The 23537-nt window shown below is 41.4% G+C and carries 21 protein-coding genes, 1 pseudogene and 2 riboswitches; of the genes and pseudogenes, 7 read left to right on the top strand and 15 right to left on the bottom strand.

Annotation, left to right across the window (positions count from 1 at the left end; genetic code table 11):
* Window positions 1-224: 224 nt before the first annotated feature.
* A complete protein-coding gene (locus DESACI_RS13555; protein WP_014827756.1) occupies window positions 225-1001 on the bottom strand; it encodes a hypothetical protein in 777 nt (258 codons plus the stop codon).
* A 305-nt stretch (window positions 1002-1306) separates the two neighbouring features.
* Between DESACI_RS13555 and DESACI_RS13560 the strand changes: the two genes are divergently transcribed.
* The 3 genes and pseudogenes from DESACI_RS13560 to DESACI_RS25685 form a co-directional block, all read left to right on the top strand.
* Entirely contained in the window at window positions 1307-1963 is a 657-nt protein-coding gene (locus tag DESACI_RS13560) for a response regulator transcription factor (RefSeq protein ID WP_282434176.1), read from the top strand.
* Between the two features lie 64 nt (window positions 1964-2027).
* On the top strand, window positions 2028-2351 hold the full coding sequence (locus DESACI_RS13565) for a FlxA-like family protein (protein ID WP_014827758.1): 324 nt from the start codon (window positions 2028-2030) through the stop codon (window positions 2349-2351).
* Window positions 2352-2495: 144 nt separating this feature from the next.
* A riboswitch (cyclic di-AMP (ydaO/yuaA leader) is annotated at window positions 2496-2636 on the top strand.
* 369 nt (window positions 2637-3005) lie between these two features.
* Window positions 3006-3386, top strand: a pseudogene (locus tag DESACI_RS25685) (C40 family peptidase); the annotation flags it as partial.
* 188 nt (window positions 3387-3574) lie between these two features.
* Here the strand turns inward: DESACI_RS25685 and DESACI_RS13575 are convergent.
* The 4 genes from DESACI_RS13575 to galU form a co-directional block, all read right to left on the bottom strand.
* Window positions 3575-3796: a hypothetical protein gene (locus DESACI_RS13575; RefSeq protein ID WP_014827760.1), complete on the bottom strand. Its 222-nt coding sequence runs from the start codon at window positions 3794-3796 to the stop codon at window positions 3575-3577.
* A gap of 344 nt (window positions 3797-4140) precedes the next feature.
* On the bottom strand, window positions 4141-5772 hold the full coding sequence (locus tag DESACI_RS23120) for a cell wall-binding repeat-containing protein (protein ID WP_014827761.1): 1632 nt from the start codon (window positions 5770-5772) through the stop codon (window positions 4141-4143).
* A 104-nt stretch (window positions 5773-5876) separates the two neighbouring features.
* On the bottom strand, window positions 5877-7511 hold the full coding sequence (locus DESACI_RS13585) for an MptA/MptB family glycosyltransferase (protein WP_014827762.1): 1635 nt from the start codon (window positions 7509-7511) through the stop codon (window positions 5877-5879).
* Between the two features lie 167 nt (window positions 7512-7678).
* On the bottom strand, window positions 7679-8593 hold the full coding sequence (galU, locus tag DESACI_RS13590; protein ID WP_014827763.1) for a UTP--glucose-1-phosphate uridylyltransferase GalU: 915 nt from the start codon (window positions 8591-8593) through the stop codon (window positions 7679-7681).
* Window positions 8594-9242: 649 nt separating this feature from the next.
* Here galU and DESACI_RS13595 point away from each other — a divergent pair.
* A complete protein-coding gene (locus DESACI_RS13595) occupies window positions 9243-10484 on the top strand; it encodes an IS110 family RNA-guided transposase (RefSeq protein ID WP_014827116.1) in 1242 nt (413 codons plus the stop codon).
* A 120-nt stretch (window positions 10485-10604) separates the two neighbouring features.
* Here DESACI_RS13595 and DESACI_RS13600 read toward each other — a convergent pair whose 3' ends face one another.
* From DESACI_RS13600 to DESACI_RS24575, 4 genes are read right to left on the bottom strand one after another with little or no spacing between them, the layout of a single operon-like run.
* Window positions 10605-11063 (bottom strand): GtrA family protein, encoded by a 459-nt coding sequence (locus DESACI_RS13600; protein WP_014827764.1) that lies wholly within the window; start codon window positions 11061-11063, stop codon window positions 10605-10607.
* Window positions 11056-12027 carry a glycosyltransferase family 2 protein gene (locus DESACI_RS13605; RefSeq protein WP_014827765.1) on the bottom strand — a complete coding sequence of 324 codons (972 nt, stop codon included), beginning with the start codon at window positions 12025-12027 and terminating at the stop codon, window positions 11056-11058. The genes DESACI_RS13600 and DESACI_RS13605 overlap by 8 nt, the downstream gene beginning before the upstream one ends.
* A gap of 14 nt (window positions 12028-12041) precedes the next feature.
* The gene (locus DESACI_RS13610; protein WP_014827766.1) at window positions 12042-14183 is read right to left on the bottom strand and encodes a glycosyltransferase family 39 protein; all 2142 of its coding nucleotides are present in this window, start codon (window positions 14181-14183) and stop codon (window positions 12042-12044) included.
* Window positions 14184-14240: 57 nt separating this feature from the next.
* Entirely contained in the window at window positions 14241-14387 is a 147-nt protein-coding gene (locus DESACI_RS24575) for a hypothetical protein (protein ID WP_158310183.1), read from the bottom strand.
* Between the two features lie 44 nt (window positions 14388-14431).
* Between DESACI_RS24575 and DESACI_RS13615 the strand changes: the two genes are divergently transcribed.
* Both DESACI_RS13615 and DESACI_RS13620 read left to right on the top strand, forming a co-directional pair.
* The gene (locus DESACI_RS13615; RefSeq protein ID WP_014827767.1) at window positions 14432-15259 is read left to right on the top strand and encodes a divergent polysaccharide deacetylase family protein; all 828 of its coding nucleotides are present in this window, start codon (window positions 14432-14434) and stop codon (window positions 15257-15259) included.
* 173 nt (window positions 15260-15432) lie between these two features.
* Window positions 15433-16542, top strand: coding sequence for a GerAB/ArcD/ProY family transporter (locus tag DESACI_RS13620; RefSeq protein ID WP_041276089.1), 1110 nt, complete (start codon window positions 15433-15435; stop codon window positions 16540-16542).
* Here DESACI_RS13620 and DESACI_RS13625 read toward each other — a convergent pair.
* Window positions 16450-17598, bottom strand: coding sequence for an HD-GYP domain-containing protein (locus DESACI_RS13625; RefSeq protein WP_242833053.1), 1149 nt, complete (start codon window positions 17596-17598; stop codon window positions 16450-16452). The two genes, DESACI_RS13620 and DESACI_RS13625, sit on opposite strands and share 93 nt — an antisense overlap.
* 169 nt (window positions 17599-17767) lie before the next feature.
* Window positions 17768-17850: riboswitch (cyclic di-GMP riboswitch) on the bottom strand.
* A gap of 340 nt (window positions 17851-18190) precedes the next feature.
* Between DESACI_RS13625 and DESACI_RS13630 the strand changes: the two genes are divergently transcribed.
* The gene (locus DESACI_RS13630; protein WP_014827770.1) at window positions 18191-19426 is read left to right on the top strand and encodes a D-alanyl-D-alanine carboxypeptidase family protein; all 1236 of its coding nucleotides are present in this window, start codon (window positions 18191-18193) and stop codon (window positions 19424-19426) included.
* 180 nt (window positions 19427-19606) lie between these two features.
* Here DESACI_RS13630 and DESACI_RS13635 read toward each other — a convergent pair whose 3' ends face one another.
* The 5 genes from DESACI_RS13635 to DESACI_RS13660 form a co-directional block, all read right to left on the bottom strand.
* Window positions 19607-19975, bottom strand: coding sequence for a CBS domain-containing protein (locus DESACI_RS13635; RefSeq protein ID WP_049804065.1), 369 nt, complete (start codon window positions 19973-19975; stop codon window positions 19607-19609).
* Window positions 19976-20104: 129 nt separating this feature from the next.
* Complete coding sequence (locus tag DESACI_RS25540) at window positions 20105-20227, bottom strand: hypothetical protein (RefSeq protein WP_014827772.1); 123 nt, start codon at window positions 20225-20227, stop codon at window positions 20105-20107.
* Window positions 20228-20528: 301 nt separating this feature from the next.
* Window positions 20529-21620, bottom strand: a complete 1092-nt coding sequence (locus DESACI_RS13650; protein ID WP_014827774.1) for an NAD(P)/FAD-dependent oxidoreductase — start codon at window positions 21618-21620, stop codon at window positions 20529-20531.
* A gap of 295 nt (window positions 21621-21915) precedes the next feature.
* Window positions 21916-22965: a M28 family metallopeptidase gene (locus DESACI_RS13655; RefSeq protein WP_014827775.1), complete on the bottom strand. Its 1050-nt coding sequence runs from the start codon at window positions 22963-22965 to the stop codon at window positions 21916-21918.
* Window positions 22966-23056: 91 nt separating this feature from the next.
* The gene (locus DESACI_RS13660) at window positions 23057-23536 is read right to left on the bottom strand and encodes a HyaD/HybD family hydrogenase maturation endopeptidase (RefSeq protein ID WP_014827776.1); all 480 of its coding nucleotides are present in this window, start codon (window positions 23534-23536) and stop codon (window positions 23057-23059) included.
* Window position 23537: the final 1 nt, after the last annotated feature.

Genomic DNA, 23537 nt, shown 5'->3' on the forward strand with positions numbered 1-23537 from the left:
GTCTTCGCACGAATTTGTTCTTCTTGCAGTATTTAACCGAAGGTTATACTTTCTTCTAGTATAAATAAAACCCTGCATATAAGTGGATGATTTTAACCACTATTTATGCAAGGTTTCGTTTTAATAGGGGACGCTTATGCATTTTGCAACATCCCCATCTAACTTTAGCAGGGAGTACTCATTAACAAAATCCCGATAAATCAACCTGAATTTCAAGAAGTCATTCAATCATTGTTTTGGTTATCGTCGGATTGGTTTAAAAAGGTTTCCATAGATGTCAGGTCATTGGAAGTAACAGCGCCATTTTTAACCTTATCTAAAAAACTCCCGATTGGGTCTGTGGTACTTGAGGAGGAACTGCTGGACACACTTGAAACAGTACCACTGTCTGCACTTGAGATCGTCTGGTCATCACTGGAATTTAATAAACTTTGCATTGCAGAAATATCATCAGCTGTGACTGTTCCATTTTTCACTTTATCCAGAAAACTTCCGATGGGGTCTGTAGAATTGTTGTTATTGCCCGGTGGCGGACCTTGAGGAATTTGACTCAAGGTCGTTTTCATTGATTTAAGATCGTCTGCGGTAACCGTACCGTTTTTGACTTTCTCTAGAAAACTTCCTATTGGATCTGTGGAATTTGATGATAAACTGTTGTCCTCTGTAGAAGTTGTCTGAGTCGTATTGGAATTTAATAGACTTTGCATCGCAGCAATATCATTATCCGTCACTGTCCCATTTTTTACTTTATCAAGAAAATTCTTGATCGGGTCTGAGGACCCCCCGCTAAAATCGTATGAAATATTACTATTACTTGCCGATGAAGAAGAACTTAACTCAAAGGTATCCCCATCACCATTGCTTTGAACAGTGTCCGCATTTAATAGAGATAAAAGTGAGTTACTGGATTCTCCATCAGTACTAATTTTTGATGATGTTTTATTTTGAGAGGTTAGAAAGGAATTATAAGAATAATTGGTTATAGATGATATACTGCTCATTTAAACATCTCCTTCATTTTAGATTCATTGTTTATATCGTGTTTTTTTCTTGGAAAATCCTTTGAAGATTATTCATTTTTTAAAGATTTTCGATTTAGAAAAGATAAAATGGGTTTTTCAGCAAACTTTCAGCTAATATTCAGTTTCACTTCAGCTAGGATTCAATTTTTAGTAGTAATTTAGTATTAAATGCAATTTCTATATTAGTATTACCGGATTACTAGGCACAACGGCAATCTTTACGCACCGGACCTATGCCTTAGAAAATGCAATGAGCCTTAGGAGTGAGTTAGATAAGGATTTTAATCGTCAATAATGGAAACGAATTTGATCAAAGACTGTCTCAGATACTCAAAGTAAACGGATATGCTTCCGACACAGCTTTAGATGTTGAGAATGGAATTGAGATGGCTTTAACCAAAATCTACGATGTCATTATTATCGAAGAAACAACTTCCGTGAATCTTCAAGGAGAACCTTCAATGTTAGAAGTAATTCGCGCCAATAAACTAGATACCCCTATTCTGATTCTAGTGGCAAACAATGCCCCGAAGGAACGGGCCGATGCCTTGGATGCAGGGGCCGATGATTGCCTGAGCAGACCCTTTTCAGAAGAAGAGTTTGCGGCTCGGATTCGTGCCTTGACTCGAAGAAAGAACAAAGAATTAGTTGATTCGGTCATTGTTATCAAAGGCCTGACCCTTGATTTGTTACGACGTGAAATTCGAAACGGAAATACAGTATATCGATTAAGCAACAAAGAAGCACTCATTCTAGAATTGTTAATGCGCAACTATGGTAATGTCGTTACGAAAGAAACTATTTACTTTAAAGTCTGGGGATTAAACTCAGAAACAAGCATAGCAAATGTAGATTTGTTCATTCATTATCTTCGCAAAAAGTTAGGCAGTCACTTAATCAAAACTATTCGTAACACCGGGTATCTTTTACAACCTGTTTAATTTTCTGTAGTCGTTTATATCGATTCTCGCTTCAAAATCGTTCTTGCGAAAGGATGTTATTATCATGAACATTTCAGCAATTTTATCAGAACTAAATAATGATTATTCTTCATCAGTCAGCGATGCCCAAATTAAGAAAATCCAAAATCAAATACAAACGCTCGATCAAGATTTAAAATCTGAAAATCAAAGCAAAGATGATGCCCGAACCAAACAGATAAAAGTGCAACAAATACAAACTCAAATAGAACTACTGGAAGCTCAATTAAAACAACTTGAATCAAAAAAAAATCAAAACAATACTTCAAATCAGCAAGCAGAAAATATTAGTCCTCAGCAAAGCTTACGGAGTTCGCTGAATAATAGTACTATTGACATAAGGGCTTAATCTTTCTTTAATCTTAAGCAAAAATGCCAAAATACCCATCATATAAATGATGGGATTTTGGCATTTTTGTTTTCCAGATATTACACATCCGTTTGAGCAGGAAATAACGGTATTTTGTCGAATTTTTTACTTATGCAAATTGAACAACAAAAAAAGCTGAATCTAGAGTCTGCTCTAGAGCGGGGGATTTTACTTCTGATATTGGGGTGAATCGCTTCCATGCGTAGGGCTATACCTGCTGCCCGAATCCGTCAACTAACCTCGTAAGCTATGAAAGGTGAAGAATTAATGAAACTGTCTCCAGGACTATCACGCCTATCGGGAGTCATTCTTTCCGGAATGCTTTTGATAGGTGGCAATACCCTTCTGCCATCAACGTCTCAAGTCTCAGCCGGCGATCCTCAAATTGTGCCCATTGCCTTTAATCTTAAATCAACGTCACCCTTAGTCCCTCAGTTTATACACCAAGAGTTGCCTTTGAATACCACAGAAGTCAATCTTAAAACCTTAACATCCAATGAACGTTTGAAAACTGCACAAACAGAACAAGTTCAGACTGCAAACAATCAAGAAGCAAGCAAACTTACACAAACAGTACAGGCGGTGCAAATAGCTCAAGTTACACCAAACGAATCTCCGGTTGACACACACATATCCCGCGGAAGCAGTGACTTTAATGTACTCATTGATCATGCTGTCAGCCTAGTAGGCAGACCCTACATCTTTGGAGGAACATCTCTCAATGGATTCGATTGTTCTGGATTCACCCAGTATGTTTATGCAGGCTCGGGCATTTCTCTTCCTCGAACCTCCTATGCACAGTATTCTTCGGGCAATGCTGTAAGTAAAGATAAACTACAACCGGGTGATTTAGTTTTCTTTTCGACCTATTCTAATGGAGCATCTCACGTTGGTATCTATATCGGTGGCGGCCGTTTTGTTCATGCTGATAACCCACGTAAAGGTGTAACTATTACCAGTCTAAGTGATAGCTTTTACACTGAACATTATCTTGGAGCCCGAAGATATTCTTAACTTACCCCATCATTCGTTTACCGTATAAACGGCACAGATGGCTAAACGGGGACCATTCCCACTTATAGAAATGAGAGTCTCACGATTTTGTAAAGCAGATACCCGGTACGTGTCCTTACGGAAGTACCGGGTATCTGTTTACTTAATATGTTCCAAAAATTAGTTGATAAAACCAAGTTGCAAAGAAGTTATTGATCGAATACTGTTTGCAAAAGTTTTACTCTTTCTTCAAGTTCCAAACTAAATCGAAATTTATCGACCAATTCTCCTTCTAAGCCGAGACGATCTAACGTACACTTACCTTTCAGAAACCAATAGATACATCGACAGTCTTGGATTTTGCAGCCAGACTGCAAAAGTTGTAAACCTTCTTCAATCAAACTGGGCAAATCCTGCTCCGATATTTCCACTCTATCAGCCCTCCTATGCAATCGATCAAACAATCATTAAAATAAATACTTGTTAAAGCTTGGCTCGTTTGTTGAACTAGTGAAAAATGGTGCCTATCAAATAACTAATTTTTCCTTTAATCATAATTTAAATAACAGGTACTGAATAGTGACCTTTGGCACAAAAATATGTGCCAAAAGCACTAATTTTCATAAAACTTCTTTCAAAAACAAATCCAGCCCACTTTCATCCAATCGTGAGACTGCCGCTTCAATAAGTGGGAGTGGTCCCCGTTCTCTGCTTCGGTGGGGTAGACTCCCCCCACCGAAGCCCCGATGTTCAGCTTTTGTCGAAACGCGCCTTGTCAATCAATCTTTGTAAATATAAAATTTACCGGATCAGTTGAAGGCGGGAAACCAATGGGATGATTGAGAAAACCCGAATAAGCGGCATCGCCGGCAATAATATTATCACCCGTAGTTCTGGGAATACCCATATTATAAATCTCCAAGTAATTCCCCATTAACAAAAAATTATCTTCTTCAGTACCGCTAGAAGTTGATATTTTAATGATTGTGGAATTAGGGAATGAATAACTTGCTTTATAATTATTCGTATATCCCGTTTCTACATCTGTCACTTCCAATGTTCCATCACTGTCAAATTTTAGTGTGTTCTTCATATCAGAAGTCCTCCAAGTTCCCACAATTTCTTGTTGTACTTGGTCTACTGTCAAAGTGGAAACTGGAGTTTTATCTTGAACATAAACCGTTGCGATAGGTTCAACGGTTGTAGATTCAGCAATCGAACCTCTGACGCAAAAACTTCCAATATATTGATATCTGCTTGAATCAATGTACGGCCAAGTGACATTGACCGTTTTTGTAGTTCCATCATACATAGTCGCAGTCACTGTTGACGGCAGCTCCGGAGCAACTCCCATGGTCGTCGATACATTCACGACACTTAAACGGCTTACTCCGGCATTTCCTTGCCCTAACCCAGTTACAACGCTATCCGGGATAACAGCGGTTCCGCCAAATACATAAACACAAGGGGATACATTACTGCTGCTGTTTAAGCTTTTGGATATTCTGTTTTGGTAATAGCTTCTTGTCACATCCGCAGGAGAATCATTGATTAAAATAATGGGCGCAGCCATTTTAGCTGCCCAAACACTTCCGCTTAAGGCATCCGGAAACTGTTCACCTGAAGCCATGGCGATAATTTTATCGCTGAAAGCGGTAGCAAATTGATTGTTGACCGCAATATTTGTGCTGTATCTGTCATTTCCTGAAATTCTTTCAGAATCAGGGAACTGACTCGCTGTATTATTATCAATTTCATCTAAAGTACCTATAACATAGGTCTTAACGATGCTCTTGTTCGCGGATATATAGTTTTGAACTGAGTCAGGAATATTATTTTGAGGAACTAGGATGATGGGATCTTGCTTTATGGCTGCAATAGGAGAGATGGACAGTGCATCCGCGAAATCATCGGCAGGACAAACAAACAACATCGAAGGGGTTGACGTGACTTGTTCTGCCACTGCAATGGCAGTCTCATATTTGTCATTGCCATAGATTCTGTTAGTCGTTATTCCCATGGATTGCAATTCAGAATCAATAGAAGCTGAAATTACTCCTGTGCCGCCAATAATTGTGACATTTTTCGTTTTTAAATCAATTAATGCTTTTTGGGTAGCAGCCGGCAGTGTAGTGCTGTCAGTAAGTAAGATCGGGGCATCGTATTTTTTGGCTAGGGGGGCAGCAGCGAGGCTGTCGGTGTAACTGCCTCCATACGTCAAAATACAGTTTGGCGAACCATTTGGCCAACCTTGTTCAGCGATTGCGCTTGAAGTATCATAACGATCTTGACCTGCAATTCTATTAATGATTGGAGAAATGGTCGAATCATTGGTTGTAGCTGATGCCGGAAGTGCCGATGAAAATGTAAAGAGCACAATTAGTAGCATAGACGTTAATTTCTTCATAGAAAGCATTTCCCCACTTTCAGGTTTCTTAAATTTACTATACCACTACCTTCTCGTAAGAACAACAAAGGCAGGGACAATCGAAACCGGAAAAATCTCTCAGATCAAGAGACGAATAAACTCGGATCGTTTTTGGAGGAATTATCGTAAGTTACTTTTATCAAGCAAAGAAATAATAGTATATTAAACGCCGAGATCACATTCGGTAAATAGGCCGAAATCGCTTGACTGCCTGCGGTTACGTTTTGATATAAAATTGCGAAGGTATTAGCAAAGGACGTCATGCTGAACCCAACCGCCAGCAGAATTAGCCTTCTATCCCTCAAATATATAGAAGCCAATGTTGCTAGAGCTGCTGCCGGGAATAAATAGCGTTCATGCATTCTTGCAGAAAAAATGAACACTCCGGATATTAAAATAAGCGCTGAAACTGCAGCGATGCCTTTCCCTTTTCCCCGGGCATACATCAGCCACGATATTAAGGTTGAGAGAACGATGAATACCATTCCCCAGGTATGATAACTAACCAGTAATAAGGTTGATGCATCTTTTGTATAGTTAGCACCCACTAAATAAAAAAAATTAAAGGCATTTACCGAAGCGTATGGGTATTCTCCCAAGGTATTCATATAGAGCTTCACTATCCAAAGAAAATTTAGGTTGCTTGAGCAGGGAAGAATAATGACTAGAGACGTTGCCATCGACGCCAAGAGGACTTTTAGGAAAACCTTGATGCTTTTTCTCCTGACTAATTCAAAAAACAGAACCGGTAAAAAAATGATCCCTTGAGGCTTCATAAGTACGGCGGCTGTAAAAAGCATCGAGGAAAAGACAATTTTCCGTTCCGCCAATAATACTATTCCGGCAACGACGATCAAGGTAAAGAAGGAATCAACTTGTCCCCAAATTGTTGAATTGATAAATACCGCGGGATTGAGGATATAGAAGGCTGCTGCCGCGATACTTAATTCAGGGGAAAGGTATTTTCGCGCCAATCTGTAAAGCAGTAAAGCTGTTCCCATATCCGCTGCGATAGAAGGTATTTTTAATAACAAGGTAAAATACGGCGTTAGCATTTGGACACTTCCAATTTTGCCAACCATATACAATACATAAATATATAAAGGCGGATAGTCACTGGAACTGCCGCCGAAATAAAATTGCGACAGATTGTTTGCCGCGGAAGATGCCCAGGACTTAAATAGCATGAGGTCTGAAGTATAGCCTTGAATCAGACAGCCCAGGGCAATTCTTAACAAAAAACCCACGACAAACAGAGTAATGACCAGAAGCTTTCGGTTATGTTCCGGGATTTTAAACTTCGCCCATAACTTCTTTCGTATTATTAGTACGTAGATCGCCAGAATTGCTAAAAAGAAGGTTATTGTATAGGCCAAGACTTGTAGTCCATAGCTACTTGAAGAATTACCGCCCTTTCTCCCCATGGGTTGCATCTGCTGTCTTGAGGCTCCACCGTTAGTCACATATTGATCCCTGTTGGAATTTTGGCCGTTTGTCGAACCCCCTGACCAAGTTTGCCACTGGTTATTGAACTGCTGCTCATCCGGATGGCCAAAGGAATTTGGTAGTTGATTTTTTGAGTACTGTTCTTGTATCTTGATACTCTGAGAGGCTGTATTTCCCGAGTTATGGTTAATCAAAACGTAGAGACAAACTACAAATGACATCACGATTAACAAAATTGACCCAATCCTAAATAGGTTACTTTTAAGCCTCACCCCCATCAACTCCTTTCATAAAATCTCGCCGCGAATTCAAGGTTTATCCGGTTTTTAAGTCCCCCACTTCTTGTAAGTGGGGGTGGGTCCTTTGAAAACTTCAGGTGGGCTAGAGTTCCCATCTGAATCCCCGATGTTCAGCTTTCGCAGAACGAGTTCTCTTGTTTTTAAAAACTCGAACACAATGCTCTTATCTTTGTCTCCGTTAGGCTCTGCTTTCTGTTTATAATGTGCAGCAAATATGCCATAAGCTGTGGTTCTAATTCTTCCCTCTGCAGTCCCATTTCCACAATTGCTTTTATATATCCAAACTTATCACCAATGTCATATCGCTCCCCCAACAACTCCCAAGCTAAGAGACCTTCGTTTTTGCAAACCTGGCGCAAGGCATCAGTTAGTTGATATTCATTTCCCGCTCCTCTGTCCAACGAGTGAAGAACCGGGAAGATTGACGGTTTTAAAATATACCTGCCCATAATTGCCAGATTAGAAGGGGCCTGAAAACCTGACGGCTTTTCAATGAGGTCTTTAACCTGATACGTTTGAGTTTTATAGGCTGTTGGGGCGATAATTCCATATTTGCAAACGTCATCCGTTGGTACCGGCTGTACACCCACTACCGTAGTATTGTAACTCTCATAAACCTCTATCAATTGTTGCAGGCCTGGTGTCTGGGAAACCATGATATCATCCCCCAACAAAACTGCAAAGGGCTCATTGCCAATAAATTGCTCGGCGCAGAGGACGGCATGCCCTAATCCTAACGGTTCTTTCTGACGAATATAATGGATATTAGCCAGTTCGTTAATCCGTTGCAGCTCACTGAGGACCTCTGTCTTCCCCTTATCTTTCAAGGTTTGTTCCAGTTCTACTGACTTGTCAAAATGGTCTTCAATGGACTTTTTATTACGACCGGTTACAATGAGAATGCTTTCAATACCGGATTGAACAGCTTCTTCAACGATATATTGAATGGCCGGTTTATCGACAATCGGCAGCATCTCTTTAGGCTGAGCCTTTGTTGCCGGTAAAAATCTTGTCCCTAAACCGGCGGCCGGGATAATGGCCTTCTTTATCTTCATGTCAATTCACTCCTCGTATAATTAATTTAGTTCCTGCCCCACGAGTCCAAAAAACTAATGGAACGTGGGGTATTTAAATGACCAAAGAAAACTGGAAATTCGGTTGGTTGGTCATCATCAACAAGATGCGCGCAGAATAACGCATACCCCATGCAGTCGTCGTGCCTGTGGGCAGTGTGGACAAGTCAACCCCAAAGCACACTTCAAATTCGACTTGTCCAAAGCCTGAGGGAAAGCTCTTTTAAGACAGACCCATAAGGGCTTTTCCATAGGCTGGCACTGTCCACAGGCTCAGGATAAGGATAAGGAATACCTGAGTAATGATTCCTTAAGTCGTTCTTTGATAACAAAAAAGTATTTAAGTTTGTTGGGGTTTCAGGCAAAATGATACCGTGAGGTTCGTTCTGGTAAGGCCTTTCACTCCTTGAGGCTATGACCTCTTATTAAGTCTGACTGCCAGCCCACAATTTGAACTTTTAACTCGAAGGTTGCACAGCTTAAAGGGAACCCCTCCGATGGTAGCAGATCGGCTGGATCCGAGGTCTTTTTAAGACAAGTGCTGATTCGGCGAGGTTGTTGACCTGTTGTGGTGCCTGGTCCCAACGTTAATCTTACAAATTCTTCGACTCGGAAAGAGAGGTGATTTTACTTGAGTTTATTTGTCGGTATAGATGTGAGTTCCAACGATTTTAAAGTGCGAATCTTAGATGAGCGTGGTAATGAACCTGTTAAAAGGCTAAGGGTTTTGAATGATCAGCCTGGTTGTGAGCAAGTTGCCCGATATCTCTCTGAAGCCTGTAATAAAGAAAATGAGGATCGGCTGGTTATTGGTTTAGAGGCCACTTCCGTATACAGTTGGCCGTTACAAATGTTCTTAGCGGAAGACCATTGTTTAGCACCTTTACAACCCCAAATTTATTCCTTTAACCCCAAGGTCGTTGCTAATTTCAAAAAGGCTTATGTGGACCTTCCGAAGAACGACTGGATTGATGCCTGGGTCATTGCCGAACGTTTACGCTTCGGCCGGCTTCCGGAGGGCTCTCAGGTCGATTTCCGCTACTTACCGTTACAGCGACTCACTCGCTTTCGTTGTCATCTGATCGAGATGATCTCCAGAGAGAAGAATTATTTCCTCACGAACTTGTTCTTAAAGTTTAGCACTCTTGCCCAAGGTACGGTTTTTAGTAATACTTTCAGCGCTACTTCTGAATCCTTGACACTTGAGTTTTTTTCTCCAGAAGAGGTTGCGGCTCGACCGCTTGATGAACTGATTGATTTCCTCATGGAGAAAGGAAGAAGTCATTTCGAGGATCCGGAATCCAAAGCCAGAGAGTTGAAGGAAGCCGCTCGCAAGGCCCATCGACTACGTGGAAGCCTATTGCAACCAATTAACCTTATCCTGGCCACGAGCATCGAAACCATCCACGCTTTGGAGAAGCAGGTAAAGAAAATCGATAAGGCGATCGAAGCTGAAATCAGGCATTTCCCTAATACGCTCATTACCATTCCCGGTATTGGCCCTGTGCTTTCAGCTGGTATTATTGCTGAGATTGGAGACATCCGCCGTTTTCCGAATGAAGGAGCCTTAGCAAAGTTTATTGGGCTAACCTGGCGTTCTCACCAGTCCGGTGATTTTACAGCCGATGACACGCCCTTAACTCGAACTGGCAACACCTACTTGCGAAGTTATATCATCCAGGCTGCTAACCTAGTACGCCAAAAAGAGCCGGAGTACAAAGCCTTCTACCAACGTAAATTCTCGGAAAGTAAGACTCACCATCATCGCCGTGCTCTCGTGCTTACTGCACGCAAACTCGTCCGTATGGTTGATGCTCTGCTACGCAGCAACCAAATCTATATGCCACATGGCAATAGGGGGATTGCAAACTAGGCACGAACTAAGAGAATTGAAGTCCCATTTTTGCAACTTATTCCCATTCAATTTTAGGAATAAGAGGGCTTTCTATTGCCTTTTTTTGCCAACGGATAACTAACTTACCGAAAATTTGACTCACTTAGGGTCTTGACATATTACCGAAGGACTTAATCTAGGCTGCCTGAAAACCCATAAACGGCTGCCTAAAAAGTTAATTGCTAAACTTGCTCCAACAGCGAATAGCCGGCTCGCGATCATAGGCCATCCCCAGTTATTATGAACCCATATTAAAAGGCCATAGGTTAAAGCCAAGGTCATGATATTCAGCGCCAGAAACTGAAGTATTTGCTTAAAGGAACGGCCGGTGCCTGATTCATCCGGAGAGAACCCGCCCGCTTTGCTCTTAAACGTCCATCTTCTGTTGAGCCAAAAGCTGTTTACAATCCCGCAGCTATAGGAAAATGTATGGGCGGGAAGCAGAGGAACTCCCCATGCAAACAAAACTGCAAATACCCCAAAATCTATCCCGGTATTTATTCCTCCAACGGCACAAAACCTAAGAAATTCGAGTTGGCGTTTTGTTATTTTAACCAATCTTCATCACGTTCCGTTCTTTCTCTTCCTGACGATAAGATTCTCTTACGATATAAAGAGGACGGTTTCTTGTTTCATCATAAATACGTCCCATATATTCCCCCATGATTCCCATCATAATGAGCATAACTCCTGTCAAGATTAACTCAACAGCCAGCAAAATAGTCCAGCCATCGAGAACAGCCGAGCCTAGGACATTGAAAAGTGCTAAGAAAATCGAGTAGACAAACCCTAGGGCGATCAACACAGCCCCTGCATAACTGGCCAATTTAATCGGTTTAAAGGAAAAGGAAGTCAGACCATCAAGGCATAATTTTATCATCTTTTTCAGAGGATATTTGCTTTCCCCAGCGAGCCTAGGATCTCTATCATATTCTACAGCTGTTTGCTTAAAACCCACCCAACTTACCAAACCACGAACATACCGATTTTTTTCCGGACATTGTTTCAGCACATCACATACCTTGCGGTCAATCAAGCGAAAATCACCGGTATCGATGGGGATGTCGATATCCGTAGAAGCCCGCAGAAGCCGATAGAATAAATGAGCCGTTTGTTTCTTGAAGAATGTTTCACCACGACGCTGCCTGCGCTTAGCATAAACAACCTCATAACCTTCCTGCCATTTGCTGATCATGTCTAATATAAGTTCAGGCGGGTCCTGGAGATCCGCATCGATTACCACAACTGCCGACCCGTTTGCATAGTCCATTCCCGCTGTAATTGCAACCTGATGGCCAAAATTGCGCGAGAAGGAAATGAGTTTTACCGAACGGTCTCCATCGCAAAATTTCTTAATCAAGTCTGCTGAGCGATCGCTGCTGCCATCATTGACAAAAATCAATTCGTAGGGTCCGTCCGTTGAGGTCATCACCTGTTTTAAACGCCGGTAAGTCTGCTCAAGAACAGCTTCTTCGTTATACACCGGAATAACCACAGAGTAACGAATGTCACTAGTATTCATAAGTTTACCTCCTTTTACGGGTTAACTTCATATAACGTTCCGGCTCCATTCATGCCCATGCCTCCGCCAGAATTGCCGCTTGAACTTGCATTAGATTGCCATTCAGACTGAGGTATCTCTGTACCATTTTGTTGAATCCAAGTTTGTATATCCGAACTGCCTCTGCCAGGGCCGCCCCCTGAAAGCAAGAAATATTTCACTTCTTTATTGGCGACCATTTGTTTCAGTTTGTCTACGGTAAGGATTGGATCCGAACCGGAAAATCCCCCCATAGCCATTACAGCTTTACCCGTTTGAATTATATAAGCTTCCGCGGTCCCTGCATTCGTTGTAGCAAAGAGGTACTTTTCACCGGTGTTGTGCGTTTCCAAATAAGCTAAGAGCTGAGTATTAACATTTCCCTGCATCGGGCCTGCGCCCTGACCTGAAGCGCCATCTCGTCTTTGATTCTGCGCTTGTTGATCCGTCGAACTGGAATCTTGGTTAAAGGATCGGTCCTGATTCCAGTTTTGCCCTTGGCCGATTCTAAAGGTTTGCTGCGGTCCGGCTGCCGGCATCATTGCGTTATCTCCATAAATTAAAGGGGTTGCAGCCCAATAAAGAGGACCGGCCAGTAAAACCAGTATCCCGCCAAAGGCAGCGGTCTTGGCTAAGAACGCAGAGACTTTGTTTCTCTGAAGGGGTGTCTCTTGGCTATCTCCTTTTCGCAATGGCAAAGCAAAGTAGATCGTCAAGAGGCTGCCTAGGACTCCTAATGAGATTGGTAAACCCCAACCAATGGATTCCCTATAAGGTACGAGAATATAGAGTTGAAAGGCGGTGGTTCCAAGGATCCCGACAGGCAGCAGCCAACGTTTCCAACCTTCTCGATTTTGGCTGAACCCCAATAACTCAACCCATCCCGTTCCTGTTAAAGCTGCAATGGCCGGTGCCAGCATGACAAGGTAGTATTGGTGAAAAAAACCCGCAATACTGAAGAAACCCATCATTGGCAGTAACCAAGCTAACCAAAATAGACTCTCCTTCTGTTTGTCCGTCAGCGGCTTCCGCCTGCGTATCCCTATTAATAACCCAAAAGCTGATAACAAAGCGAAGGGAAGCATCCAACTTATTTGTCCTGATAATTGTGCTTGGAATAATCGGAGGGGCCCAGCGGTACCAGTATTGAACATACCTCCCCCGCCCCTATTGCCTCCAGGCCCTCCATTTCCCATCCCAGCCGGTGGGTTACCGCCATCCGGCCTTGCCCAGTGACTGTCTTGTGAAGAACTTGTTCCCTCAACCTCTGGCATAGAGTTCAGCTGCCCTTGGCTGCGCATTTGTCCGTCGCCAAAGATTTTCAAGTTGCTGCCTCCTCCGCCCGGACCGCCTTGACCCGTTAAGCGGGAAACACCGTTATAACCGAAAGCCAGCTCAAGAACAGAGTTTGTCTGACTGCTGCCGATATACGGGCGATCTGCTTGCGGAATACTGTCGACGATGAGAGCCCAGGAAAATGTTAGAGTGAGCATAACTGCCGTTGCAGCAGCCAAAACTTTTATTTTCTTCTTCCAATCCACTTTATAGGCCAACCAAGTGAAGAAATAGAAGGCCGGAAGTACCATATAAGCTTGCAGCATTTTGATATTGAAAGCGACACCAATGAGAGAAAAAGCTCCTATAACCCGTAGGGCTTTACTCTTTCTGATTCCCGTAAATAACAACCAAGTCGCCGCTAAAAGCGTAAAGACTAACAAACTATCCACATTATTTGAGCGGCTGACTGCGGCTGCGATGGGAGTACAAGCCATAACCAAGGCGGTAATTCGAGCTGCCCTTCTGCCAAAACTCGGTTTAACCAAGACATAAACTAAGATCACGGAACCAACTCCAGCCAACGCCTGGGGTAAAACCACGCTCCAGCCATGGACCCCGAAGACGGAAGCAAACAGTGTCTGTATCCAAAAAGCAATGGGCGGCTTATCCACCGTAACAAATCCCACAGGATCAAAAGAAGCGAAAAAGAAATTGTGAAAACTTTGGAGCATACTTGTTACTGCAGCAGTATAATAGGCGTTAGCATATTGGTCTTTCCAAATGTTAAATATATTTAAAAATGCCGCTAGCAACGCAATACCCATAAGAACCGGATCTATGCGTTTTTCCTTTAATCTCATCAATGTTTACTCCTTTGTAAATTTATTTCGGTTATTTTCTTCTGTTTACTATAACCTCTATTGCTGAATTGCTTCTAAATATAAGCTGAAAATTTGCTGAAAACTAATAAGCAGCCTCAGTTCCATCAATTCTGGAACCAAGGCTGCTTCGTGATTAAAATCCATACATTCTTTAAGAATCTTATGTCTGACTCTTTGTCCCATTCAATATACTCAAATAAGAATTAAAAATGAGGTGACGCGTAACAATGGATCACCACAAAAAAATCTTAATTATTCGCCGTCCTATTTCGTTGATTTCGGCCCTAATCATTACGTTATTGGCTGGCTTAGGACTCGCTCGTATTGCAGGACCTGTCATTAGCTCCATGAGCTCACAACCGGACAGCCGGGAAATTGCAATCGTTATTGATGACTTCGGCATTGATAATCCCGGAACAAAACAAATGTTGGAACTAGGCATCCCTTTAACTGCGGCAATCATGCCTAATTTACTTTACACTAAACAGGAAGCTGAATTAATTCACAATCTGGGATATGAAATTATTATCCATATGCCTGTTGAGGCAAAAACAGGACGTCCGGAATGGCTTGGGCCCGGTGCCCTTACAACCAATTTATCGTCTCAGGAACTACGAACCCGACTCGAAGAAAGTTTCAGGCAGATTCCTTATGCTGTTGGGATCAGTAACCATATGGGCTCGAAAGGTACGGAAAATCCTAAAATTGTCGCAACTTTAATAGCAATGGCTAAAGACCATCATTTATTCGTTCTGGACAGCAAGACCACTGAATCAACAATCTTAGCTCGAGAGGCTAATAATGCAGGTGTTATCTCAGGTACCCGAGATGTATTCCTAGATAATTCGTCGGACCTGAATTCTATTAAGAAACAAATCCGGCTCTTAATTTCGAAAGCCAAAACTTCCGGCAAGGCTATAGGTATCGGGCATGTTGGCCCACAAGGTCCCAATACAGCTAGAGCAATCAAGGAGATGCTGCCGGAAATAAAAGCCCAGGGAATAGAAATAGTCTCATTATCCAAATTATTAAAATCTCAGGCAAAAAGTCCATAATCCTTTGTTAATAAAGCACTCACTTTGACTTAGAATGCATTCACATTGGCAAATCGACGAATATAGGATAAGAGGTGAATCAGCGGGCAAACTACAAGATACCACGTTTATTTCCGGGAGTTTATCTAGCAATACTTCCGTATTACGTGAGACTCTTTCGCCGGAAGGGAACCATGGAAAGAATTTCAGTACATCAATTTATGACCTTAGGGGCATCTGTTCTCATGGGCGGAACGTTCCTTCTCATTGCAACATTCGTTACAGAGGCGGGAGGGCGAGATGGTTGGATGTCTATCATGCCAGGATTTGCTCTGACTATTCCCTATGGTATTATGGTGCTTTCTCTTTCAGCCCATTACCCAGAAAAAAATTTATTGCAGATCTCTGAATTAATCTTAGGGAGATGGGTCGGCAAACTTATTGGTTCTGTCTATTTCATCATCTCTTGCTACTATGGTGGATTATTATTAGCCTTTATTGGTATTATTTACGAACAATCCATCATGCCGTTAGTTCCCCGTTGGGTTCTTTACCTTGGTGGGCTAATTCTTGTGTTTTATTTGGCAACTTCAGGTATAGAAGTGTTTGCACGTTTTTCCGAAGTTCTCTTGCCTATCATTGTTGTTGCCTTAGTTCTTAATATTTTCCTAACGATCCCACGAATTGAACAAGGTGCTCTCCTTCCATTTCTGGAAAACGGAGTTATCCCTCTGCTTTGGGGAGTCTTTAAAGTGATCCCCTTTCCCATGGTCTATATCCTGTTCTTGGCGGGATTTATTAGATTTTTACCTCACAGTAATAGGCAAGATTTCGCTCAATTAAAATCTGCAATTTGGCGAATTGGATTTCTTGTGGGGATTTTAGATACAGTTGTTGTTGTTATCCAGATTCTCGTCTTTGGTCCGACGGAAACCATCCGATTATTATTCGGTATTCTAGAATTAGGAAAAATGGTAGAAATAAGCAGGACGGTTGCCGGAGTCGAATCCCTATTTATGGGAGTTTGGCTTGGAGCCTTAGTTATTAAATGCAGCGCCTATTTTTTTATGACAAGTTGGGGATTAGAAACCGTCTTTAATTTGAAAGGCCTCAAATGGAGGCTCATCACAAGTGTCGTCTTTCTTACAATAGCTTTCGGGGTTCAGAAAGGATTTTATTTAAGTACTAAGCTTTCTTTTGTCGAAAGTTATTTAATTTTTCCATTTGCCCTTGTTTGGATCCCAGCACTCTGGGCAGCCTCTCATTGGAAAATCATATTCCACACGACCAATAAACCTAGTTAAATCTTGCATTAAATCTACATACTGAGTTTTATTGATTGTCCTGCCTTTATTATCAAGTAAAAGACGAACCAAAGGACGTGTCGGCATCTGCATCGGAACTGCTGCAACTACTCCAATTTCACCGGTATTGAGAGTCACCACTGAATTTTCCGGGTATAAAATTAAACTCTCTCGAAAAGCTTTCACAACTTGTGGATTATAGGCTTTATCTGCTCCTGCTATAATCATTTCCAGGGCATAATAGGGAGGTAAACCTTTTCGATAGGGCCTGTCTGCCGTTAAAGCTTCGAATACATCCGTAACAGCGACAATTTGTGCATCCAGATGAATTTTTTGCTTATTCAATCCAAAAGGGTACCCAGTCCCATTCCAACGTTCATGATGTTTAATCACCGTATCCATTATGCTTGTCAATAAGTTGCAATTCTCCAGCATTTCTGCTCCAAGCTGAGGATGACGTCTCATAATAGCTAATTCGTTCTCGGTTAAATTACCCGGTTTATTCAATATTTCCTTGGGAATATTCAATTTGCCTAAATCATGCAGGAGGGCACCCAAGGTTAAATGCTTAAGTTTTGTCTCAGGGTACCTTAAACGCATACCTGTCATGGTTGCCAAAATAGCTACGTTCAAACTATGCACGAATGTACCGTAATCATAGTTTCTAAACTGTTCAAGGTCCAAGGGTACAACATCTAAGTTCAAATAAACATTGAGTGGTTTTAGTTGTTCAACGATTGTTTCCACGAGAACGATGGTTTTTTCTATTTGTTCGGCAGTAATCAGTTTTGCTTCATGAAAAATATTCCATAAGGAACCAACTAAACCTTCATAGACATCTTTGGGGAATGGTTTCCCACTGTTTCTAGAGGGATATTCATCATCCTCTTGTTTATCCCAAATATAAACTTTTCTCTTCCTTAAAAGATCTCCTATACCTTCTGTCACTGGCTGTCCTTTATGAAGTAATAATACACCGGCTTTATCAAATAGATCTGCACTTGCAGGCATTCCTACCGTAAGATTTAATTGTGCAGGTTTTAATAACCAATTCAAAGAGTTTCCCCCTCCCTCCGTCTCTTTGCTCTCTATATGTAAATTCCCTTTGAGAAACATTAAATGTAGTGTCTCTTAAACTCTTGTTGTTTTGTTTTACCTGTTAATGTTGGTTCTTAACCATAAAAAAAATAAAGCACCGAACTCAACGATCGGCGACACAATTTTATATGGTAACCCGGCTATCTTATCAAGAATCTAAGACCCGTGGCTTTGCGTCCTCAGCTCTCACTGAGTTTGCCTTTAGCACTGAAGTTTAATTAACTTTTATTCCTACTAATGTTTAAGGGATTAATCTCCACTGAAAGGTAGTATATTATACAATATTCTAAAGAACAACATTTTTTGCCCATTATAACAAATTTTTATCCTTTTATTACAATACTACTAATTCTGGAACACTTTACAAACTTTTTTGACATTTAAGTACTGTATATCACTTATTATTCGTCGTCTAAAATACTTTTTACCAATAAAAACTTATGTAAAAACGATGCCCAAATGAAAAAGTTATGATTACCCATTTGTCGAATCCTTACTCTTCCTGTAAAATTAAACTGTTCACATTAAATATTATTAAGGAGGTTATTTTATGTCTGGGACTCCGTCCACTTCCCCGTCTCGCAAGGTTCCTATGTTTCCCATCAGAGGAATATTATTCTTAGTCATTGTTTTGTTAGTCTGCGTGCTAGCTTATGGTCGGTTTACTGGTGCTCTCCCTTCCATGGAAGCGAAAGTGACATCAACGTCTTCATCGTTACCCGGCCACTTTTCGGTAACATTTCCCACGCAGGGTGAATCAGCTGTTGGTACAGAAAATTTAGGTGTTGTCGCTTCAACTTCTAACCAAAGTCCTGTTCCTATTGCTAGTGTAACAAAAATAATGACTGCCTATTTGGTCTTAAAAACTCATCCATTGCAGCCTGGTGAAAACGGTCCCACATTAACCATGACTGCTCAGGATGTCGCAAGCTACCAAAGCGATTTAAGTAATGGCTATTCCGTCTTAAAGGTTGCAGAAGGAGAAACTCTTACTGAAAAACAGCTTCTTGAAGGTCTATTACTTCCGTCAGGAGACAATGTGGCAGATACCTTAGGGCGCTGGGTATCAGGATCTAACGAGAATTTTGTTGCCAAGATGAACGAAACTGCCAAATCCCTTGGTATGACTAAAACTCACTATGCGGATGCCAGTGGTGTCAGTGAAACTACTGTCAGCAATGCTGTTGATCAAATAAAAATTGCTCAAGCTGCAATGCAGGATCCTGTTTTTCGTCAAATTGTTGCTATGCCGCAAGTGACCCTGCCCGTAGCCGGAACTGTCTATAATGTAAATGGTATGCTCGGAAAGCACGCAATTGTTGGTATAAAAACAGGTTCTACATCAGCTGCAGGGGGCTGCTTCATCTCTGCAACACCTGTTCAAGCGGGCGATGAAACTCATTACATTATTGGTGCTGTGTTAGGTCAAGTTACACAACAATCTCTCCAAAGTGCTCTTGAGGCTAATGTCAACATACAGGATCAGGTTCGATCTCAATTTAAGCTATATACTCTCGATCAGCCCACCTCAGGTTATGGCGAACTAACCACTGCATGGCAAAACAACAGTCCGTTAAAAGCTACAGAACCCGTTAAAGTATTTGGCTATCCTGGAATGAAAATTAACTATTCCATAAATCTGAAAAATACAGAACTTCCTTTGCCAGCAAACACGAACATCGCCACTCTAAAAATCCAAACCGGCCAAGGGGTTCAATCTGTTCCGCTTCAGAATACTCAAGCCATCAACCAACCTGGATTACTATGGAAACTGATTCGTTTCTAAGAATTCCCAAGTCTAATAAATCGTGCTGCTTTATAAAATAAATATCGAAACATAAAATAGCCCTCTGCCTGAAACAGTCATGAGACATTTCAAACAGGGGGCTATTTTATTTATGCCCTTCTAAGACCTTTACTCTAAGTATGGGGACTCCGATTTCTATTAAAGCTAGAAACGTGTCGCTTATTGGTAAATATAATTGTTGACGATAAAACGTACAATGTCTCCGCGGCTAATAATACCAACAAGTTTCTCCTCAGACACAACAGGAACTTTTTTGATTTTCTTGTTGCCTAGAATCTTAGCCACTTGATCAAGATCTTCGTTTACATCCACCGTTATCACTCGTTTAGTCGCTATTTCCATGACATTACGATTCATGAGGTTTTTTATTTTCTCATCAAAGGGTTCAGTATCAACCCATGAAGCAGAGTTAAAAGCATCGATAAAGAAAATCTTCGGATCTTGATAACCTATATTCTTCATAATATCACCATCACTGACAAAACCTACCGGTTCATTTTTAGCATTAATAAACAAATTTTCCGCCATCTTTTTGAACCATCAAGCATCAATTAAATATTATCAGTGAGGTAAGCTCCTTGATAAATAAATTCAGACTGCCAGCAAATACTGACAGTCTTCCAGGGGCTTTAGAATTCACATACAACCCTCTAATTTCTAAAAGATTACTCCCAGGGCAATCAAAATAAGAACCGCAATGGCAATGATTCCTGCACCTATGCAGCTGCCGCCGTATCCGTAGCCGCCGCCAAAACCGCCGAAGCCTCCATATCCGTACATAGTTTATTCTCCTTTTTCTTTATAATTTCTTAGAAAACGATACCCATAGCAATTAAAAGCAAAATAATAACTACAACAATCCCGATGCCTGCTCCCCAACCATAACCTACTCCACCGCCAGCTGCTCCAAATGCCATACTCTTTTCCTCCTTTCATGCAAGCCTAGTACAAAATATGCATTATATCCATATATTTCCACTTGATTAAAAAATATTTCATTCTCATTGCTTACTCCTTCCAATCCCTGTCCTTTATGAAGCTAAAATGATTTATTAACATAATTAACGGGATATTGATAATCCTATACCCTCTTAAGGAGGTATGGTCTTAAAACGAATCCTAAGAACCCTAAAAGGTTTAAGTTGGGGGTTGTGATTAAACTGTTGGCTAAATTTGTGTTTATTAATTTAACCAACAAATCCAGCTTATGATTATCCAGTTGTTCCACGGCACGACGTAACGCTAAAGAATTCTTGTAGCTTTGCCGCAAAGGTTTTGTTAATTCAAAGTAATTACCTAAGCCACATAGGTCTTGCGCCGCATAGATGCCTGTCAATATTGCAGCAAGCTGTCCAAAACCGTAGGCAGGCATAATTGCGCCAAAACAATTGCCGGTAAAAAAGGTATTTGCCAGACGAGGGGCGGAACAAATTCCGATGATATAGCGAGTTACTTCAAATTGATCGGTTATTCGCAGTTCTTGTTCTATTTCTTTACATACTCGGTGATAAAATTTATTCCATAAGGACTTTATGTCAAACTTTTGATTATGAGGGTAGTCGGGATATCCTAGGGCAATCGTGGCTTCTTTTTCGGAAAAAGGAAGCAAATAGGCGTAACCTTGGGGAGCAATAGTATTGTCGAGCCAGATTCCAACATGACGCTTATCAAAAGTTCCTTCTACCGTTGCACCCTTAAGGGTGACAGTAAGATCCTGTGTGAAATCCTGTATTTTAGCGGTATAAGCAGCATCTCCGGTTGCAACGATAACATGGGTGAAATTTTGGAGAAGGTTTTCATAGGTATATTGGGAATTGAAGATTATCTCTGATTTCACTTGCTTATAAAGCTGAAATTCTAGCGAATCTTCGTCTCTTCCTCTTATATTAAGGAAACCCAATTGGCCGTGTAAGACAGCTCGATCATTTTCCGATGAAATAATCATTTTTCGGATATTGTTTAAAGGCTGTAAATAGATGCCATGCTTTTCTGCTAAATACGCATAACAATCCTTAATGGGTCTGTTTAAGGCGGGCAAAAATGCCTCACCATTGACAAACCGATCACCAACTTTTGACCTCTTTTCAAAAATGGTTGGAACTACTCCCTGTTTTTCTAAAGTAATGGCACATGCCAATCCCGACAAACCGGCACCCATAATGGCAACTTTCAAGTACGACACCTCTTCTTTTCCACAAACTCCAAAAATGACGGGACGCATTGCCTCAAGACCCGTTTCCTAGACTAGTTTCAGCATTTCCTGAAGAACTATGCAGCCTCAACTTTGCTAGGGGCCAATTCTTTCTAACAACTAATGCTTCACGCAAAAAAAATGTATCCAGCATATGCCAAATACATTTATGTTTCTAACGCAGCTTTATGGGTTACTATCAATGATTGAGAATGTTACTTAATGAATTGTCTTTGATCCTATGGCCAATTTACCATTTGCGATTTTGATTTTATGCTTAGTAGGCAATTTTTTTTACAGCCTTATAAAGGATTTTATTAGCTAGAGCGACTTTCTCGGGGTTCACAAAATCAGGAACATCATCAGGAGTGTGGTTTTTGTTAAGCCAATCCCTTGCCATCAAAGTTACTGCTGGGAGATGATCCAGATTGAAATAAACTTGGTCACTGTTGTAACCTTCATGTGAGGCTAAGGGAATGCTGATATTATGCTCCGAAGCGGCTGATTGTATCGCTTGAACTGCCTCATTGTCACTGCTTGCCCATACGGAAAAGTCATTGAGTGCACCGTTCCCAATGGTGTCAACATTAAATACTGCTTTGAGTCCGCCAAGAGAAAAGGTTGGATTTTGCAAAAAGGAAAAAGACCCTACGAAACCCATCTCCTCTGCACTCCAAAAAGCGAGTACTATGTTGCATTTTGGTTTAACGCCTTCCTGCACTAACTGGCGCACAAGATCAAGGATGCACCCTACTCCCGAGGCATTATCGTTAGCCCCTGGATAAAGATGACCTTGAAAAATGCCCAAATGATCAAAATGAGCGGATAAGATTACCGATTCACTTTTGTTCTTTCCCATGATACCCCCTATGACATTGGCACAGGGGGTACGCAAGTCTTGGGAATTTCCCGGGCGAAATGTTAACCGGCCATTATAAAATTCCTCTATCACCGGATAAACCGTGAAGGCATTTGAATAATTTCGGGTGTTCTTATTTATTAAATCCCCCAGAGGTTCTAAGCCTAAACCCTTCATTTGTTCTATTAAGTAGGCCGCAGCTTTTTCCTCACCAACAGTTCCGGCTCGGCGACCCTGGAAGTCAGACGCTGTAAGGGCTGAGATATCGTCCGCCGCAGTGTGGTATAAATAAGAAACATCTTTGGGATGGATCAAGTCAAGAGTTTTAGCAGATGAATCGTTGGTTAGAATAGCTGCTTGTGCGGCTTGATGGTTGACGATCTTTAGCATTTCTGACCAACCTGACCAAGGGAGTAATCCTGCGCCTAAAGCAATTAAGCATTTAATAAAACGTCTTCTTGTGGGCATCACGAACTTCCTTCCATCCAAAATTACCGCTACTAAGAATATCGGCAAGTTCGTGCTAAAGTTTTAGCAAAAATCCTTTGAACGTACATCATTAAATCCATTCTTTCAAGCATGCCTGAACTTGATCAACCGCTTCAGGTATACGTCTCTGTAATGTATCCGTTAATTCAGTGCCCCAGTCCAGACTCTCCGGCTGAACGCCGATGATTACAATTTCATCCGGCGAATGGCCCTGAAATTCTGCCCAGTACAAAACTTCAGCGAAGCTCATTTGATGCACGGAAAGCTTATTGCCAGTATATTTCGGAACCTCTTCCCCACGCCAAACTACCAATTCACCAGGCTTTTTCCCCGCATCAACCGCATCCAAAACAATAAGACGTTTCGTTTTTTCCACGAAGTCTAATAGTCTTAATCCATCTGTTCCACCATCGAGAAGATCAATTTCCGGAGGAAGATTATTTCTAAGTCGTTCTAAAAGGTGAATACCGAAGCCTTCATCTTGCCTTATGGAATTTCCAAGTCCGAGTATTCCAATTTCTATTCGATCTTCAAAATCAGCCTCAGTCAAA

Origin of the sequence: Desulfosporosinus acidiphilus SJ4 (assembly GCF_000255115.2) — a bacterium.
GTDB classification, from domain to species: Bacteria; Bacillota; Desulfitobacteriia; order Desulfitobacteriales; family Desulfitobacteriaceae; genus Desulfosporosinus; species Desulfosporosinus acidiphilus.

Coding starts and splice junctions, on each gene's coding strand:
- galU (WP_014827763.1), bottom strand. CDS start 8,593: ATGAAGATAAAGAAGGCCATTATCCCGGCCGCCGGTTTAGGGACAAGA.
- DESACI_RS13615 (WP_014827767.1), top strand. CDS start 14,432: ATGGATCACCACAAAAAAATCTTAATTATTCGCCGTCCTATTTCGTTG.
- DESACI_RS13565 (WP_014827758.1), top strand. CDS start 2,028: ATGAACATTTCAGCAATTTTATCAGAACTAAATAATGATTATTCTTCA.
- DESACI_RS13630 (WP_014827770.1), top strand. CDS start 18,191: ATGTCTGGGACTCCGTCCACTTCCCCGTCTCGCAAGGTTCCTATGTTT.
- DESACI_RS13655 (WP_014827775.1), bottom strand. CDS start 22,965: ATGCCCACAAGAAGACGTTTTATTAAATGCTTAATTGCTTTAGGCGCA.
- DESACI_RS13555 (WP_014827756.1), bottom strand. CDS start 1,001: ATGAGCAGTATATCATCTATAACCAATTATTCTTATAATTCCTTTCTA.
- DESACI_RS13635 (WP_049804065.1), bottom strand. CDS start 19,975: ATGGCGGAAAATTTGTTTATTAATGCTAAAAATGAACCGGTAGGTTTT.
- DESACI_RS23120 (WP_014827761.1), bottom strand. CDS start 5,772: ATGAAGAAATTAACGTCTATGCTACTAATTGTGCTCTTTACATTTTCA.
- DESACI_RS13620 (WP_041276089.1), top strand. CDS start 15,433: ATGGAAAGAATTTCAGTACATCAATTTATGACCTTAGGGGCATCTGTT.
- DESACI_RS24575 (WP_158310183.1), bottom strand. CDS start 14,387: ATGGGACAAAGAGTCAGACATAAGATTCTTAAAGAATGTATGGATTTT.
- DESACI_RS13605 (WP_014827765.1), bottom strand. CDS start 12,027: ATGAATACTAGTGACATTCGTTACTCTGTGGTTATTCCGGTGTATAAC.
- DESACI_RS25540 (WP_014827772.1), bottom strand. CDS start 20,227: ATGTACGGATATGGAGGCTTCGGCGGTTTTGGCGGCGGCTACGGATAC.
- DESACI_RS13610 (WP_014827766.1), bottom strand. CDS start 14,183: ATGAGATTAAAGGAAAAACGCATAGATCCGGTTCTTATGGGTATTGCG.